Annotated in this window: 12 protein-coding genes, 1 tRNA gene and 1 pseudogene; 4 read left to right on the forward strand and 10 right to left on the reverse strand. The window is 58.4% G+C overall.

Annotated elements, in window-relative coordinates; translation table 11 throughout:
• The 8 genes from ACVWYS_RS14295 to ACVWYS_RS14330 all read right to left on the reverse strand — a co-directional run bounded on the left by ACVWYS_RS14295 (position 1) and on the right by ACVWYS_RS14330 (position 11,562).
• The gene (locus ACVWYS_RS14295) at positions 1–945 is read right to left on the reverse strand and encodes a PD-(D/E)XK motif protein (protein WP_456509938.1); all 945 of its coding nucleotides are present in this window, start codon (positions 943–945) and stop codon (positions 1–3) included.
• Positions 942–3,680: a Z1 domain-containing protein gene (locus ACVWYS_RS14300; protein ID WP_456509939.1), complete on the reverse strand. Its 2,739-nt coding sequence runs from the start codon at positions 3,678–3,680 to the stop codon at positions 942–944. The genes ACVWYS_RS14295 and ACVWYS_RS14300 overlap by 4 nt, the downstream gene beginning before the upstream one ends.
• Positions 3,677–5,137: an ATP-binding protein gene (locus ACVWYS_RS14305; protein WP_456509940.1), complete on the reverse strand. Its 1,461-nt coding sequence runs from the start codon at positions 5,135–5,137 to the stop codon at positions 3,677–3,679. The genes ACVWYS_RS14300 and ACVWYS_RS14305 overlap by 4 nt, the downstream gene beginning before the upstream one ends.
• 492 nt (positions 5,138–5,629) lie before the next feature.
• A complete protein-coding gene (locus tag ACVWYS_RS14310; RefSeq protein ID WP_456509941.1) occupies positions 5,630–6,652 on the reverse strand; it encodes a restriction endonuclease PLD domain-containing protein in 1,023 nt (340 codons plus the stop codon).
• Positions 6,653–6,674: 22 nt separating this feature from the next.
• Positions 6,675–7,748, reverse strand: coding sequence for a DNA cytosine methyltransferase (locus ACVWYS_RS14315; RefSeq protein WP_456509942.1), 1,074 nt, complete (start codon positions 7,746–7,748; stop codon positions 6,675–6,677).
• Positions 7,749–7,953: 205 nt separating this feature from the next.
• Positions 7,954–8,832: a DUF6339 family protein gene (locus ACVWYS_RS14320; RefSeq protein WP_456509943.1), complete on the reverse strand. Its 879-nt coding sequence runs from the start codon at positions 8,830–8,832 to the stop codon at positions 7,954–7,956.
• The gene (locus tag ACVWYS_RS14325; protein ID WP_456509944.1) at positions 8,829–9,680 is read right to left on the reverse strand and encodes a hypothetical protein; all 852 of its coding nucleotides are present in this window, start codon (positions 9,678–9,680) and stop codon (positions 8,829–8,831) included. The genes ACVWYS_RS14320 and ACVWYS_RS14325 overlap by 4 nt, the downstream gene beginning before the upstream one ends.
• Before the next feature lies 1 nt (position 9,681).
• Positions 9,682–11,562, reverse strand: a complete 1,881-nt coding sequence (locus tag ACVWYS_RS14330; RefSeq protein ID WP_456509945.1) for a hypothetical protein — start codon at positions 11,560–11,562, stop codon at positions 9,682–9,684.
• Positions 11,563–11,985: 423 nt separating this feature from the next.
• On the opposite strand from ACVWYS_RS14330, the gene ACVWYS_RS14335 reads away from it, so the two are divergent.
• The 4 genes and pseudogenes from ACVWYS_RS14335 (at position 11,986) to ACVWYS_RS14350 (ending at position 15,683) form a co-directional block, all read left to right on the forward strand.
• Entirely contained in the window at positions 11,986–13,596 is a 1,611-nt protein-coding gene (locus tag ACVWYS_RS14335; protein ID WP_456509946.1) for a restriction endonuclease FokI C-terminal domain-containing protein, read from the forward strand.
• A gap of 43 nt (positions 13,597–13,639) precedes the next feature.
• The gene (locus ACVWYS_RS14340; protein ID WP_456509947.1) at positions 13,640–14,062 is read left to right on the forward strand and encodes a DDE-type integrase/transposase/recombinase; all 423 of its coding nucleotides are present in this window, start codon (positions 13,640–13,642) and stop codon (positions 14,060–14,062) included.
• A gap of 33 nt (positions 14,063–14,095) precedes the next feature.
• Positions 14,096–14,494: pseudogene (locus ACVWYS_RS14345) on the forward strand (integrase core domain-containing protein); the annotation flags it as partial.
• A 58-nt stretch (positions 14,495–14,552) separates the two neighbouring features.
• Positions 14,553–15,683 (forward strand): IS1249 family transposase, encoded by a 1,131-nt coding sequence (locus ACVWYS_RS14350; RefSeq protein WP_456510293.1) that lies wholly within the window; start codon positions 14,553–14,555, stop codon positions 15,681–15,683.
• Positions 15,684–15,849: 166 nt separating this feature from the next.
• Here ACVWYS_RS14350 and ACVWYS_RS14355 read toward each other — a convergent pair.
• Together ACVWYS_RS14355 and ACVWYS_RS14360 are read right to left on the reverse strand one after the other, a co-directional pair.
• Positions 15,850–15,935, reverse strand: a tRNA-Leu gene (locus ACVWYS_RS14355).
• A gap of 479 nt (positions 15,936–16,414) precedes the next feature.
• The gene (locus ACVWYS_RS14360; protein ID WP_456509948.1) at positions 16,415–17,110 is read right to left on the reverse strand and encodes an NrtR DNA-binding winged helix domain-containing protein; all 696 of its coding nucleotides are present in this window, start codon (positions 17,108–17,110) and stop codon (positions 16,415–16,417) included.
• Between the last annotated feature and the right edge of the window lie 16 nt (positions 17,111–17,126).

Raw genomic sequence — 17,126 nt, forward strand, 5'->3', positions numbered from 1 at the left:
CTAGTTTTCCAGCTTCAGCGTGCTCTGGTAAGGCTCAAGAGCGCCAAGATCCAGGCTATAAGACACGTCCGATATACCCACCGGGACCGACGTCTCACTGACACGCGGGAAATCTCCCAAGACGTCGAACACCAGTTCATTTGTTGGCACGAACCACCACTCGCCGTAGTAGTCGTCAGTGAGGTCGATCTTGGTCGCGTCCAACGCATCCGCCCACAACGCCTGGCCTTCCAACGAACTGTCTACCTGCCCCGTCAGCGAGCCTATGAGCGACGTGAGACTAATAGCACCGTCGTCATTGGGGTTAGCCCGCTCCATCGGAACGACGGCAAGCTGTAGCGTGACATCCGGAGTCTCGAGTTGCTCCACACTGGTAATCCTCACCCGAGTCGCCGGGCGATGTGCTGATTTCACTTCCACACAGTGTCCGGAGACGAAGATGAAGTCTTTGCTATTTCCATAGGGGCCATTCCAAGCCCGAAGGGCTGTTATTGGTTCAAGGCCCAGCTCGAGCATGCGGCGCAACATGATGAGCTCGGCGAAGAGGCCACGGATTCCTTCTTCACTCAACCGACCCACCTGACGCGCCAGGAGTTTACGGAACCCTTCCAGGGCATTCAGGAATGTTTCCAAGGCACCGCTAAATGATGCAGCTTTACCACTTTCGCTAAGTAAATGCCGGCACAATGCTGAAAAAGCCGGCCGGAGCCCCTTTTCCGTCGATGCGATTTGCAAGTAGTTGGTTCCATCGTCCCGGGCCTCAATGAAGACTGTGAATCCCCTGGCCCCGTCAACGAACTGTGGCAGAGCCTCGCGCAGTTCCAAAACAATCGCCGGACGGCCTCCGACATTCTGGGCAAATACGGTGAACCATCTGTGCTCTATGGCTAGTATCTGGTTGTCGCCTTTCGCCAACACTCCAGCCAGCTTCTCCTCAATTCTCATTCCTCGACCTCATCGTCGTCCTCAGTAGTCGGCATACCGAAGTTAATTCGGGCGAAGACCTTGTTGACAATGAACTTGGCGCCATGTCCCTGTTCCAGCTCGACCAACTCTTCTTCCGCGGTAAGTCCTGGAAAGGCCACTTTGAGAGCGACCAGCGGGTCGTCTTCGGATATCCACTCTTCCAGGTCGGTGGATCGGGAAGTAATTGCGTAGATCAGGATGACTGGACGTTCAAGGGCATTGCGGGCGATCGTTCCTTCGGTGACTTTCTCATCCTCAGACAACTCCTGCTCCAAATGCCGGACACGCTCAATTGTGAGCACGTTCTTGAGGTCGCTACCGGCAGCCACGCGCCGATTACCCATTCGCAACACCTTGGCTCCGTGCTCCGCAGAGATACCGTCACGAACGCTACTTTTGACGGTGATAGGGCCGAACGAAGCATTCTCCCCGCTGCCGCTAACGAATGCTACGTCCCAGAGGTCGCCGTTCTTAGCGTCGGCGAGGTACGCCGCAAGTTGGGCCGACCCCTGCCCTCCTGTAGCTCGCCCAAAGAATGGTTCGTGGTCGTACCCACGGAACTTGGTGAAGAGACGCTCTATGAGGTCCGCCGGTACTGATCTCCACACCTGGAGGTGCCCGGAACGCAACTCGGGGTCTTCCGCATGTCCCAATTCATGAACTTCGACGGCAAACTTCTTCACAGCCTCCAGATTTCGTGCCCGATCCCCGGCCTCGGACGACAGGACGTGAGATTCGAACGTAGCTCCATGTATAGAAATCAAGCCTTCGAAGGCAACACCGTGCTTCTGTTTGTTCGCCGCAGTGATCATGAATGATTCAGGATGTCGACGCATCTTCAGGCCGAAGTCCTTGGGAGTAAGTTCAAGGGCATTCATTTCCCGTAGCGACGCACGAAGGTCCGCAGAGAGCTCGGCGACGTATTTGAAGAGTTTCACAACGTCGTCGTCGATCCAGATTCGGACTAGGTCTTCATACCGGGGCCGATAGCCAAACCAGCGTCCCATTTGGAGGAGTGTATCGGCCGCACCTGCTCGGCGCACGTAGTAGCTGATGTGCAGTCCGTCCAACGTCAGTCCGCGCGCCAAGACGTCGCCACCAATAAAGACTGTCGGTCTCAGGGACTCCTGGAAGCGGGCATCGCGCGACATTCCGCTCAGCCGCTTGTTTCGTCCCGCCATGGTCAAACCGTTTACAAGTTCCACACGGATGTCTTCGGCAACGGCGAGGACATGGGTGCGAACCTCGGACCAGGTAACTCCAGACTGTGAGTACTCGCGTTCAAACATCCTGCGCAATCGCCCAGTGGCTATAGATTCGGCACGATTCTCCGGCATCGCAAACTCTGCAAGAACGGCAGCAGTTATGTCACTCACGGCGAGTTCAGTCAAGCTCGCTATCTTGGCTTGCACGTCGTTGAAGCGCGAAACATTGATCATCATGGCGGCTGGACGTGGTCCATCCTCGCGGGTTAACCGGATTGCCGTGCCAACGTAGAACGCCGACAATGCCTCCAACATGCTTTCGGGCAGGGCATCGACCACCCGCGTGCGCTTGTGCGAGAAAGGCAATATTTCAAGACAGTCTGATACATCCGTGATTATTGAACGGTGGTTGGTTGCGCCAGGTTCACCGCCAAGATAGGTCTCGATCCCTTGATAGTTAGAAGGACTCTCCAGTGACTGGATATAGTCACGCGGGAACAAGTCGTCCTCAACTTCGTCGTCGATAAGTACGTTGGCGAAAGGAGTTGCCGTAATACCCATGTAGGAATTGCGTGACGAGGCGGAGAGAAGATGCCGTATGCCTTTATTTACCGCTGCAACCTCATCTTCCGATTTTGTGTTAATTGAAGCCCAATCCGCCTCGTCGTCGATGACCACCAAGGGTAGCGTGTGTTGTCCCTGGTGAGCCTGTCGTTTCAGGTAAGCCGCGAGGTTAGCGAGCACTTTGGCGTTCTTTTTTATGACAAACACTGTTGGTGTGTCACCAAAAGCGACTACTCCGGCTCTTTTGCTTGCGGCATTGAAATCTGAGCGAGCTGTAGTCAGTACATTTGCCTGGAGAGTTTCATCTATTTGGCCTACGCCCACTCGAATGGTGGCTTCCTGAGCAATATTCTCGCTCATGAATAGTGAGTCAAGTCCAGTTAGATCGGAGTCCACTCGGCGCTGAGTCTGCCGCCTCAAATCCTCCGTATGACCGCCAATTATAACGATTAGTTTGTACCCGTAATCTATCGCTTTGTTTAGAACTCCAATATAAGTAGCGGTCTTTCCTGACTGTACTTCCCCGATGGCCAGACCCCTTCTAGCCCATTCGCCGGTCTTTGTGGGATCACCCATTAAGTCCACAATTTTGTCAGTTTGAGCATCCAATTTGTCCACAACTCGGGGGCTCCACTCCCGTCGCAGGAGAAGTTCCTCATAGGCATCCCAGCGGGCACGGGGAACAGTCTCCTTCCGCATTTCGACCCAAGGTTGGAATGTCAACTTGTTGATGACGCCAATACCTATTTTGAGTTCAACGGCATGAAGCTCGAGCACTCTGTCGACGACCCACTGGATATCCACCGGGCCGAGCCCTTTCGACACGAATGGAGCCATTCCGACAGCCCGCGCCCGTACCTCGTCTAGGTCGATCGTCTCATCATCGATCATGGTGCCATTCAGCGCACGCAACAGTTTCCGCTTCTCAGCGTCCAGCTCGATCACGAATCTTCCTTCCAAACGGCATCAACAAGGGTTTCTAGGTCATTTACGCGGTCAAATGGTTCGATCGCTGCCAGGACCTTCACAATCTGATCCGGTGCGCCGGCAAAGGCGTGAGTGTCTCGCAGTCCTCGCAGTCGGGCACGCACATCGTCGACATCGGCAGTGGCTTGCACGGGATGGTCGTTCTGGGCTGCGTGAACATAAAGGTCTGAAACGGGGAAGGTTGCAGAAAGGTCAGCAAGCAAGCGGGCTAGGGTGACCTTGGACTCTGCATCAATGTTCTCGCTCAGTGCGAGAACCAATGGGTGCTCCTTGTTTACCTCGTAGCGGTAGCCGTCCCGATCAACAATCTTCTGCCACATCCGCACGATCTCTACGTCGGTTTCCCTCCGCCCCCTGAAGGTATGCACACGCTTGCTTTTTGCGATCACGCCGCTGAGGATGCGGCGTAGATGCGTTTTAAAAACCTGCGGCGGCTCGGCACGTGACTTCTTTATGTCCAGTTGCCACAGATGGTCCAGCGTATTTGGCAGGTCGACTCGGATCCTCGCCTGCTTAGTTAGTTCGTCTCGCTTCGCCAGTCCATACCAGTGGCCGTGAGAAATTAAGCGCCGATTCCTGTAGACATAGAAGCCCTGGGCTTCACGCATGTCGACCCCCAAGTCGGCGCGCTTGCGGTCCTTTGCGGTCATTCCAGATGCATGGGGAAGCGTAAAAGCGGTGGCCTCTATTTTGTGTCCATCGACAACAATGCGCTCCAAAGGTGTCCGCTGCGTCTTGGGGTTGGCTAACAAAAACGGATCCAAAGACGGAACGAGAACGCCATTGACGCTTATCCGAAGGCGCTCTGCGGTACGCCCCTCAAGGAACCGATGAAAGGTCAGACTCAGGTGCTCACGCAGGCCGGATAACCGCTCGGCCATCACTCCCCCCGCATCTTCCGCTCGACCCAAGAGGTAATCCAGGTTCCGCCAGACGACCAACGTTCCAGCGTCCCGCCCGCTAAAGGCCTCTATTCCGGGAATACCCTCGAGCTCTACATCATCTAAGACCTGAAGTGACCATTGACCCGTTGCTTTCACATGGTCGATGTCCCACTGAAGGGCAGTCGTTACTCCCGATTTACGCGTAACAACGGTGAGTTGCCTAGCTTGAGACAGTGAAGCAGTCTTCAAACCTAGACCGAATCGCCCAAGGTCCTGACTGTCCCGCACCCCGTTTCCCACAGACCCTGCGAGTCTTAGGGCTGCCCGGGCGGTCGCCGGGTCCATCCCATCGCCGTCGTCGGTGATGGTGACGAACTTTGCTTCTACCGGATCGCCGACAATGTCTACGCGTTTCGCCTTAGCGGTGATGCTGTTGTCTACCAGGTCGGCGATAGCGGACTCGAATGAATACCCGACCGAGCGCATCGATTCCAGCAGTTCTACTCCAGGCACCAGAACCTCGTCCTGCACTTGCCTACCGTCCCCCTTGGACTCCTGACGTCCTTCGTGCAGTCAACGAAAAACAGACCTCATCGTATGAGCCAACTCATGCAGTGGGCCCTGGGGGAACAATACCCGAGATCTGATCGTGCGATCGCTAACGTGGAACTGGGTCGCGTAGCCAAAGTACGCGAGATGCGACCGAACGTTGCATAGGCGGTCCTTGCGGCCGGCACGGAGCCCTAAACGCCAGCCAGCTTGGATTGCCCACCCGGCCGCCAGGTGGAACGGGATTCTCAACCTGAGAAGCACATTTTCCGAGGTCGGTGAACACCACCGACGGCCACTTCACTGAATTCATCGAAGCCCAGCAACCGTCATCCACATAGAAAGTGCATTCAATCTTCAAGTACAGGACAACCCGGAAGCCCGGCCGTATCGTCACCGGCCGGGCTCCACCGCCGAGATCCGGCGTAACCCGTTTCAAACCAAGCCCAGCGGGCATAGCAATACAGGTTTGTACTAGTGGACAGAGAAGTCGAGGGCGTACTGACCGTTTCCGAGGTAGGTCACGTCGATGTCCGAGCGCCCATAATGATCGAGTTGTTGCCTTCCAATGAACGCCCCTGATGCAAGGCCCATACGACGGCGAATGTAAGACCCCAAGTGCGAGTTTGGCGCAGAAGTTGTTAGGTCCTTCCCGTAAGGGTTGTCACCGCTGGCTATTCTCACCGACAGGAGCTCCAAATCATCCCCCACCATATCGAAAGTTACATTCCGTGGCGGAAAGAAGCCGCTCTGTCCGATTGCAGATGGGACAGAAATATACGCCTCATCTTCGCTTGCCCGACCACGGCTCAGGCCCCAGTTAATGCCCCCTCCGGGAGCATAGTCATCACCATTCGACTTAAGCAGAGACAAGCTACGCGTAATGCCTACCCACTCACCGTCGCCTGAAGGTTCCCCCGGTCTACGCTCAGTCAACCTCGCCAGGGCCAATTCGGACGGTCGTTGATGACGCAAGGGCAACTGATCACGTGTCACTTCGTCAACGTCGGCACAGGCAAGCAGCAGACCCACGCCGGACTCACAGTAGTCATCTGCCACCTCAGGATACACGTGGGTCATGACATTCTGCTGTCCCGTGCGTTGCAGGCCGAACCCGGGATTGGTGTAATTGGCCGACCCCACGAACGCGTCGACGGGCGAGCCTTTGGCTGACCACACATACACCTTGGAATGCACGACGTGTGGCCCTGGAAAATAGGAAACCTTCAGGTTTCCGTCCAAGAGCTTTTGTTCTGTCAGGCGCACGAACGCGTCGTGCTCCGGCCGCGTGGTACCGCCGGCCGCGAACATGCCGACGCGAAGATCGATAGACACTTTGGGCAATGCTGAACCCGAGATACCGAGGGCAACCTTGAGGCGACTTATATGCTCAATGATCGTGGCCGGTGATGCGTAGCCGGAAACAATTGTCAAGGTGTCAGCACCGGCTAAAACCGGCTGGATCAAGACTCGTTCGAAAAGCTCTGTGGCAAACATTAGACCCCATTAGGTCGAGCACTTAGCTCGAAAAGACCGGAACCCGCTTCATTAGATTGGGCTCCACAAAATCGTAAGCCAGCCCGGCGAAAGTACGCAATACGGCCTCAAAAACAACGCGGGCTCCTGCCACCGGCACAGCCATGCCGATTTGCTTGCGTACGCTTTCCTTGGATCCCTGGAAGTGGTACCAGTCGGGGAACGTCTGCAACCTAGCTCGCTCCCTATTTGTCAACGCACGGTTTTCCGACCAGTGATACACATGAGTGCCACCGCCCCCGGATCCGGTGATGGTATAGGAGGGCATGTCAGGGCGAAGTCTCTTGTAGATCTGGCTCATAGTCGCGCCGGCTACATTTAGCTTCAGGTGCTCGGGCAGATCTGCAGTGAACGCATTCTGGCCCGGCAGGATGTGAGACAGCCGCTCCTGCACGACCGGCGACTGCTTTGTATGTTCATTATTGTGAGCGTCAGCTGCGATAGGGGGGCATTCAATGGCCGCCTGGGAACTGACATCAAGGTCGCTGTAGAGCGCCGGCGAAGGGACCTTAAACTCAACATCCTGATCGTTTCGGATACCCACGATCAGAATCCGGTGTCGTGCCTGCGGCACTCCATACTGCTCGAATTTGTACAGGTGAGGAACAACGTTGTACCCGGCCTGGATCATTTCACCAAGAATGAGCCCAAAGGTGTCTCCGGAGTTAGAGCTTCGGAGTCCACCGACGTTTTCCGCCACGAACCATAGCGGCTGGTGAGAGTTTAGGACGCTTATACCATGCTGATACAAGGGTCCGAAGGTGCCGTCAATTCCTTTCTGCTCCCCGACAATACTGAAGTCATTGCAGGGAAACCCGAACGCAAATCCCTCGATCTCAGGCAGTGAGTGTGTCTCAAGGGTCCGGACATCCTCGCAGTGCACGGTATCGGTGGATGCCCCCGGGATGTTCGCAATGTAAGTGTCGCAAGTGGAGCGATCATAGTCGCTCGCCCACTGGTGGACTATTTCGTGTCCAGGTACGTTGACTCCCGCCAGCTTGGCGCCCAACGCGAGACCGCCTGGGCCTGAAAACAACTCACCGAGTCTGTACTTCACTGCATCTCCCTTGGGAACTAACGGCTGAGCGCGGACCGGGGCCCGCGCTGCGAATTCGCGTCTCATCGCAACTACGAATGTATGTTCGACTGCGCCAGTCTAGCAGCTGCCTACGACGACGAGAGAGATCGCGCGCGGGGACTCACGTGGCGGGAAACAAACACCAGTCCCCACGCGCAATGACCGCACCCTTTAACACGCCGCACTAGGTCGCGTGAGCATCCATGTCACTGACGGGCGACTCGTCCGCCAGCAGGCTCAGGTCGTCATCCTGGTCTAGTGGCGCCAGATCGATGTCGTCCTCCGGCTGCAGGGATTCCGCCAGCGCCCGGAAGACGCCGACGGCGTCTGCGACGGGCAGTGCACTAAGCCGCCGATATCCCATCATGAAGTTCGTCTCTTTGAAAAACGTCCTTGTGATGTTCTTCCCCCTGCTGTCGAAAACGCCTTCGTCGTCAAGCGCCTGCAACATGGTCATCAGAACTTCCCTTGACCAACCGATCTTTCTGTCTAGAAGTTCTTGGAGTAGCCGCTGGTTGGAAAACATGAGCTTCGTGAAGTGGTAGGGATCATCTCGGCGGAGCCCTTCAAAGCGCCCCGATGGATCGTTCCACGGCGATACGGTAAGCTCCGTCGCCCACCAGAGTCGGGATAGTGCGTTTCGACCGAGAGTACGTGGGCTCCCATCCGTAAACCATCGCCGCTCGACCTGGCGGGCGAACTTGGCCCTTTCTTCGCTGGTGATGCCAAAGGCAATCTGCGCCAGTCCGGATGGCCATCGGGACTGGACGTATTGACGAAAGGTGACATGTGTCAGATAGGTCCACAGCCGCGGGTCGGACGCTTGCAATCTCGTGAGACGAAGATATTGGTGCAACCGGACAGCATCTCTAAAGTCGTCTTCCCGGCGCCCGTCAAGTTGCGGCTGCACTCCGTGGAGCACAATCGGGGATTCAAGCCTGGACACGTCAGTGAGGTCGAAGTTCGACGATACGTATGGTTCGACCTTATGCTCCCGCTTTACAAGGTCCAAAAGTTCCTCTGTGTGGGCCCGTGTAAACACGTACTGCTTGTCGCTGGTCACAGGATTTCCCCCATCAGATCGTGGAACTCTGCATCGCTTTGCTTGGCCGCCAATCCCGCCAGGCATCTATCAACGGGGTCTCCTAGGAGGTCCTGCGCTGCCCGAAGTGGAGTCTCCTCGGTCAGCCCTCGCGTGGAACGCATCTCCTGCAGACGGTCGAACCATCCGTACCCGGCGAAGTCGGTCTCGCCGTTGTCAATCTGTTCGAGCGCTGCTACGAGTACGGGTAAAACGACTGCTGCGTGGACTACTTCGGGGGCGAATTCACGCGCTTTCATGTAATCATCGAAGGCGCTGGACGATAGACCGATAACCAGGAAATCGCCTTCATAATCAACAGACATGGCCTCCTCTTGCGTCGGGACCTTGTGAATCTTGACAAAGGATGCGGCCGAATTGTGCATTGGGTCGAAGGCTGGGTCTGCCACGAAAGAAGCTGTTCCGCCCGTCGCAATCACATCACCCGGCTCAAGCGTGAAGGGGTCACCGGCCAGATCTGCATGAGTGCCAGCCGGGAGATAGTCTGTAGCCCCACTTAGCGCCACTACGTCAAATGAAACCTCGACCAGGTCCCTGAGCTCCTCAGCTGGGATGGAGATGGAGAGACCCGGTTCGTGCGTGAGGACTGTTCGTCGGTAGAAGGTTTTGCGACAAACTATTTCCACAGAATACGTCGCATTGCGGTCCAGGATTAGTTCAGCGATGGTGGAGTGGTTCAAACCCATGACGATGTCCAGCTTGTACCGGTCATCGTCGGGCGTGCATTCCAGCGTTGGCTCGAATGTCCCCTGAAGGTCGTCGCTATTGCCGAGAACCGGGTACGGATAGCTGATCCGGAGGTCACTCATCTCAAGCCACCCCCAGGGTGTAGCGACCTGTGGATTTCAGGGTGATCATAAGCTTCATCGGGACGTCCTGCTCCAATTCCAGATTTAGAATTCGAGAGCCCTCGATTTCCAGCAACTGACCCGATTCCATCTGCACTGACTCCACAGGGATAGTCGAAGAGACCACCTCACCAATTGCAACGATCTCGAGCGCCCCGGACTGCGTGGTCTCCGGGTGGAGAGTAGCCGAATATCGACGTCGGCCCCCGGAGACGACCTCCCGCGAGCGGAAAAGCAGTTTGGATGTGTCCAGTGCCGGAGACGTGTTCGCCTCGCCCCCCTTGGGCGGCTGCGTGCTTGACTTCTTCTTGTTCTTTGGTTCGCCGGCTCGCCCGCCGCTGCCTCCGCCCTTTTGCCTCGGCTTCGTGACCTCAACGGTTCGCCTTGTTGGCTTGTTCGGTCCAGATACTTCCGCTTCGCCTGCCTTTGCGGATTCGGCCCCGCTCTCAACAGGCGACGTTTCTTGGGTCCGCTCGGACGAAGTAGTCCTACCGACTTGATCATCGCGCTGCGCCCGCTCTGGGAGATACCCAGCCAAATCCGGTATATCCTCCGGATCGGAATTGGCTACAGGCGACAACGTCTTCAGCTCGCGCTTGATCCAGTCTGTGATGTAGCGCAAGATCCTGGCCCCCTTTTCCCTGTCTCGACTCTGGTCCCACTTGTCGTGCGCGGGTGGCTCCAGCCCGCGAAGAAGTCGGTTGCCCTCAGGGTCGTCACAGATGAAAACCCCAGCAAAAGGTTCACTAAGCGCGTATGCGTTCTTCTCGAACACCGTCATCTTCGCCCGGCGCATCATCTGGATTTTTCGAGGAAGATTGGCTCCCGTTTTGACGTACAGATGAACTTGCCCAAGGAGCGGCAAATCACCCTTGAAGTGGCGGGTCCGGTCATTGACCGCATCGAAGTAGGGCCGAACACCCGCGAACTCGGGGGAGGATGAAATGATCTCACCCAAAGTGGCGGCATTGAGCTGGAGGATCTCCTGACCGTTCTTCCTGAAGTCGACAACCAGATCGCCGAAATGCACCGCAGCCCAGAAATTTGCGAGTACGGACTTGAGCAGCGCCTGGTGCCAAACGTCGGACGCTGATCGATACCCGAGGACAAACAGGTCCGTCCCGCGTTGGGTTCGTCTAAAGGGTGAGGGAATAGCATCTGGATTGCGGACGGACTTGACCCCCGGGCTGGCCAGGAATCCAAGCTGACCAACCCCACGCTTGACGTCTTGGTCTCCGGCTATGTAACTCGACAGCCGAGCTTTCCCTTGGAAGACCGACTCGCCGTCACCGTTGACGGTTCCGTACAGGACGGTTCGGAGTTGGGAAGCAGCAAACGGGGCCCCCTTGCCGATACCGAACGAACCGCCGCCGACCCCATGCATGGAATTTGAACCGGAGGCCCGGATTAGCCTGTACCAGCCGCCCTGTTTGTCGTCATCCTGACCGTCGAGCCCAGAGGTGTTGAAGTCAGAAACCTTGAGCACCGCGAGGGTATCCCGCGACAAAAGACCAATCGCCGTTTCATAGAACGCAGCGGCGCGCTCTTGGCCTTCGGCGTAGTCATAGGCTCGCGTCATGATCACTTGAAGTTGATCAAGCTTTGGAATGTCAGCCTTGTCAACGTCCATGAGGTCGAATGAAACGCGTACTGGGGTGGAATCATCCAGACGGGCGTCTAGAGAGTTTTGGATACTTTCACGAGCGATGTAGTGCTCATGCTGGCCCTCGAAAGTTTCTCGTAGGGGGTCGTTGATACCGTCCTCATCCCCACCGCCCGTGGTGGGAAAATACCACGAGTACGCCTCTGACGCTCCTAGCTCGGTCATTTGCATGATCCCCATTTAATTGTTGATTGTTTGGCATGTAACGCTCAAGTTGACGTCATAAGACGTTGCTCGGGCGGTCATCGCACTGAGCTTCGACGGACTCGTGGTGGCCCGGGCAACAAAACAGTAACGTTTACATAACCGTTATCGGCGGCCGGCGACGTGGCACGGCTTCGAAGCTCACTGCGTCAAGCCTGCATGCCTCCTCCAGGTTTCCCTGAAGCCGGTACAGGCCTGTTCCCGTTTTGGATCCGAACCCATAAAGGCGATACAGGTGCCCCTGAAGGTCCAAGACAAACATGTCGAAGTATTTTGCGACCGTGGCATCGACCTCGTCCACCGTCCACGGTTTTCCCGTCTCCCCCGTAAGCATGCCGCCAGGATATAGCATTCGTTAAGTTGCAAACGTCGTTTCGTCTTCGAGGAGTAGCCCCCGGCATGTTGAACTACTGGATGTTCCCGAGGCCCTTCCGCAAACTCACGGGGGTTCCGTTGCTAGTGGCGGTCAGCGTGAAGCTGGCGCTCGGGAGGGAATGGGCAGGCCAACGACAGACTCAAGTCAATTTCGAAGAGGCCTTGGAACTAGAAGGACTTAAGCGTCCGGGAGAACGGCGGGACGGCTCTGGAAGTGGCGGCCGAACACACCAGGCCGCACTCAAGACGCTCGGCCTCGTGTTTAACGGCACGGACCAGCACGGGGTCAGGAGACTGTTTACCACTCTTGCCGGCGACGCGCTGGCCAAGGGGTCCAACCCGATCCCGGTACTCACGGAACAAGTCATGAAGAACCAATTCCCTTGCTACCAGTACAGCGGCGCCCGGGGCCTCAAAGAAATGGCACCTCGATTCAAAGTGCGCCCATTCGTCTTCATCCTGCAGCTACTCCTGCATCCCCAATTGAGTGGGAACCTGACCCAAGAAGAGACCGCCAAGCTTGTCATAACGTACGGTGAGTCTAATAGCCCGAAGTGTGTCGATGACGTCGTTGACAGAATTCTGAAGTTTCGCGCTGACGGCGACTCGTCTCTGGAAGCCGACTTTGACGAAAAGTTCGGAACTAGCTGGGAACAGTCACGGGCGGGAAACCGGTTTGGTCACCTCCTCGATGTGGCCAATACCGCACTGAACTGGTTGGAATACACATTACTGACGCAACGTGAACTCCGGCCCTCGTCTGTCAGCCTGATTCCCAGCCAGGTGGCGAAGGCACAACAGTACGTGAACAATTACCAGTCGAAACCGTTGCTCCGGGACCACACCGACGAGGCGAAGTTCCAGCGGGCCTATGGCCTAGCTCCTGGAACCTTTCGCGACAACCGGAACCTAACGCGCGAAGCCACAGTGACCCTCCAAGCTGTAATGGCATCCGAAGTCAATGCTCAGTTCGTGAAGCTTTCTACAACTCGGATCATCACGGGCGTCGATGCAGGGCTTGTCCGAGAGATTAGAGACATTACCGGCTTCGATGAGGCTTTCGTCCAGAAGACCCTTCAGAAACTGCATCCTAACGGCGAATTGGGACCGTTCCTGACTAAGCTCAACGAGATGGCTCATCAGGGTCGTGAGGACGCGCGGGACTTCGAGCTGGCCACCGCTGAAGTGTTCCGCAAGGTCTTTGGCTTCGAAGCGGAGCAGATTGGCCAGCACGGACGTCAGCCGGACATTTGGGTCAAGGATCCGGCAAACGGGTACTCCGGCATCATCGACAACAAGGCGATCAAGGACTTCTCCATCAGCCACACTGCCGAATCGGTCATGGCCAACACCTATATCCCTGCATACCTTAGCAACGATGGGCACGACCTGGCGTTCTTCATGTACATCGCCGCGGGACTGAAACCGACCATTAACCGGGGTCTCTCCAACATCATCGAACAGACGGGTGTCGGCGGCTCTGCAATCGACATAGCCACGTTCATCGAACTGGTACTGCAGTATGAAGACACACAACACGAGTCCGGCCGCGACGCGCTGCGCGACCTATTCTCTATCGGCCGCGCCATTTCGCTCTCCGACATAGAAGAAGCCTTGTCCGTCAGAGAAACGTAGGAACCGGCCTGGACGTTGACCCAGCCCGGTAGCTTTCGTGTCCGTGGCCGCCTGGATGGCAAGCGGGGCGGCTCGCGAGGGCACCCGGGAGCGGCCCCGGTCCTCCCTGCAACGATTCGCTGCAGCCCAGCCCAACGAGACCTGGCAGTCGGACTTCACCCACTGGCGCTGGCCGCTGGCTGACGGCACGGGCACCGAGATCCTGAATTTCCTCGATGACCACTCCCCTCACCTGCTGTCCTGCACCGCCCGTGCCCGTATGACAGGGCCGCTGGTCGTGGCGGAATTCCTCGCCAGCATCGAAACGCACGGCGTCCAGGCCTCAACGCTGACAGACAACCGAATGGTCTACACAAGCAGGTTCTCCGGCGGAAAGGGCGGCCGGAACGCCTTCGAACGCACCCTTGCAGCTTTCGGCATCCGGCAGAACGACTCACCCAGCCCCCGCAGACCCAGGGAAAGATAGAACGGTGCCACCAGACACCCAAGAAATGACTGCACGGACAACCGCGCCCAAACCCTGGCCGAGCTCAAAGACCAGCTCCGGAAATTCCGGCACATCTACAACCCCGAACGCCCGCACCGTGCCCTGAACCGGCGCACCCCGGCCGCCGCCTACGCGGCCACACCCAACGCAGTCCCGGGCGCCGGCCCCGACCGGACGCACCTCCGTGCCAGCACCGACCGCATCGACACCACTGGGAAAGTCAGCCTTCGCTTCGCCGGCTACCTCCGGCACCTCGGCATCGGCCGGGCCCACGCCGGCGCCGCCGTCCTGGTCCTCACCGAGGAAAGGGAGGCCGTCGTCATGGACCCGGCCACCGCGGAAATCCTGGGTTATAGGACAAAACGTGTGTATGGGAGGGACTTGCTTCCCGGTGCTGGCGGGCGAAATTAGGGGTAGCTAAGCTTTGGGACCTTAGGGTGGCTGGGGTGCTTGTATATCTCTGGAATGTCTGGTTTGCGGCCGGGGGCTGGTTCGGAACGGTAAAACGGCTGCGGGCAAGCAGCGCTACCGGTGCCTGGATCGCGGGGCGAGCCGCTCGGGTGAACGCCCTGATGTGAGCCGTCGGGCGGAGCTTGAGGCGTTTCTGGGCTGGCTACTGGGCACCGGCAGCCAGGCAGGGACCGTCTCGTTCGGCACGCCCCGGTCGTTCCGGCGCCGCACGGCGTGGTGCTGGAATGTCGCCCCCGGGATACCGGCTACGGGCGAAGTCCACGATCAGATCCAGGTCGACGGGATCTATGCCGGCTCGTGGTGTTGCCTGATCGCGATCGCCGGAGACCACGTGATCGGCTGGCAGTGGTGCGACACCGAAAAGAAGGCCGCGTGGGCGGCCCTGCTGGACCGGTTCCCCGCACCGCGGGTCGTGATCACCGACGGCGGATCCGGGATCGCCGCCGCGTTATCTGGCTGCTGGTCCGATACCGCCGTGCAGCGCTGCCTGGTCCACGTCCCACGCAACGTGCGGACCTACCTGACCGGCCGCCCCCGGACCGAGGCCGGCAAAGCCCTCCTGCGCCTGGGCCGGGCCCTGACACGGATCACCACGGCGGCCGAGGCCGCGGCATGGCTTGGTGGCCTGAACGACTGGCATCGGGTCCACGGCCAGCTGGTCCGGGCCCGGACCTACCGCAGTAACAACACCCTGGCGCCGGCGTGGGTGCGGGCGAATCAGACCTGGTGGGTTACCCATGACCGGCTGCGCAAGGCCTACCGGCTCCTGGAACGGCTAAGCCAGGCCGGGACATTGTTCACCTACCTGCGCACCGAGTTCGCCGGCCTGGGCATCGCCTCCACGACCAATCGGATTGAAGGCGGCACGAACGCCCAGCTACGACTGTTGCTCAGGGCCCACCGCGGGATGAACGAAGAGCACCAGAAGCGGGCCATCGAGTGGTACCTCTACCTGCACAGCGAGAACCCGGTCCAGCCCGCCCGGCTAATCCGGCCAGAGCACCACACAACCGCACGCCTGCCGGCACAGCCAGCACCCGAGCAACCACACGGACCCGAGGAATACGGCACCGCGGCCAGCGCAGACGAAGGCCTCTGGGCCCGCAAGGGCTGGGCTGGACGCACCTGACACGCCCGGCATTTACACACGTTTTGTCCTATAACCCGAAATCCTCGCGGAATTCACCCTGGACCCGACAAAGAACTATCAGGGCAAAAAGAAACACCCCGGTCCGAAGACCGGGGTGTTTCGGATGACCCGACACATCCGTGATGGATGTCTCGTCTCACCACACTGGTGCGCGGAGGGGGACTTGAACCCCCACCCCCTTTCGAGGACTAGCACCTCAAGCTAGCGCGTCTGCCATTCCGCCACCCGCGCGGGTGGTAATTCGCGATATTTTTCGCCACTGGGCGTATCAATTTCTCCGAAGTAGCGTCAACGAGCTTAGCATGAAGCTACCGGGGCCGGGCTTGTGTTGGTGAATGTCCGCCGCGCTGGGACACGGCCTCCGCCAGGGTGTCGGCTAGTTCGGACAACTGGATATTCTGACGTTGGACCCGCCAGGCACCCCGAGCACCTTGAGCGTGCTCCGCGCGAGTGGGCCTCAGCGAGGCAGGACCAACCTGCCCATACCTCCTATCTAATCCCACAACCGCAGGCCCTCCCCAGCGTCCCGTCCGATGTCTGCTCCAACCCTGCCAGTTGAGGCTTCATGAACGGCCGGAATTTGTCTCCATCAAGGTAAGGGCTCGTCCAGTAGCTCTCCTTGATCCAGCGCCTGCGGTTAAACCGTCCACAGCAATTCCGTTGCTTTCATCCGGTGGGCATTTGGGCGGCCATGAGCTAAAAACTCCGTTCTACCTCTTGGTCCTTGCGGAAATGTTTGCCGTGCCCCGCACCCACAACCGCGACGGCCTCCCCCGCGTCCCGTCGGACATCTGCCCCGTTCCCGTCAGCTTCGGCTCCATGAAACGGCGGAACGTGTCACGCATTTGAGTCGCGCCGGCCACCGCCTCGTGCAGCTCCCGCAGATCCCGCAGCGTGAACGGCTCATCCAGCAGCTCGCCAGGATCCGGTGCCTCACGGTAGGCAGCCCGCAGCCACTCCACCGCCTTCGCCACAATGTCCGCGTGGCCGTACGGCAGCCCGGCGATCAGCTCCGGTTCCCCGGTCACCGAAGCCAGCCGGACGCCGTCGGACTTCAATGCCTCCTCGAGATCCTTCAGCGGCACCACATCCACGTGCGCCACCGACAGCACCCAGCCGCGGTCATCGCGCCCGGGCTCGTCAAAGACCTGCAACTGGCGCGGCACCCGCCCGGAGATGCCCGCCTTCTCTCCCAGACACCGCAGCACCGCGTCCGCGAGGGTCTCGCGTTCGCGCAGGAACGTGCCAGGCAGCGCCCACATTCCGTGCCGATGCTCCTCTTCGCGCCGCACCAGCAGCACGCACACGCTGCCGTCCGCCACCGTCAGCACCGCCGTATCCACCGCCACCGAGGGGCGCGGGTAGTCGAGCAGGGACGGACCGGGACTGTTCTTGGAATCCTTCACACGATTATTTAACGCA

It is taken from the genome of Arthrobacter sp. TE12231 (assembly GCF_054062895.1).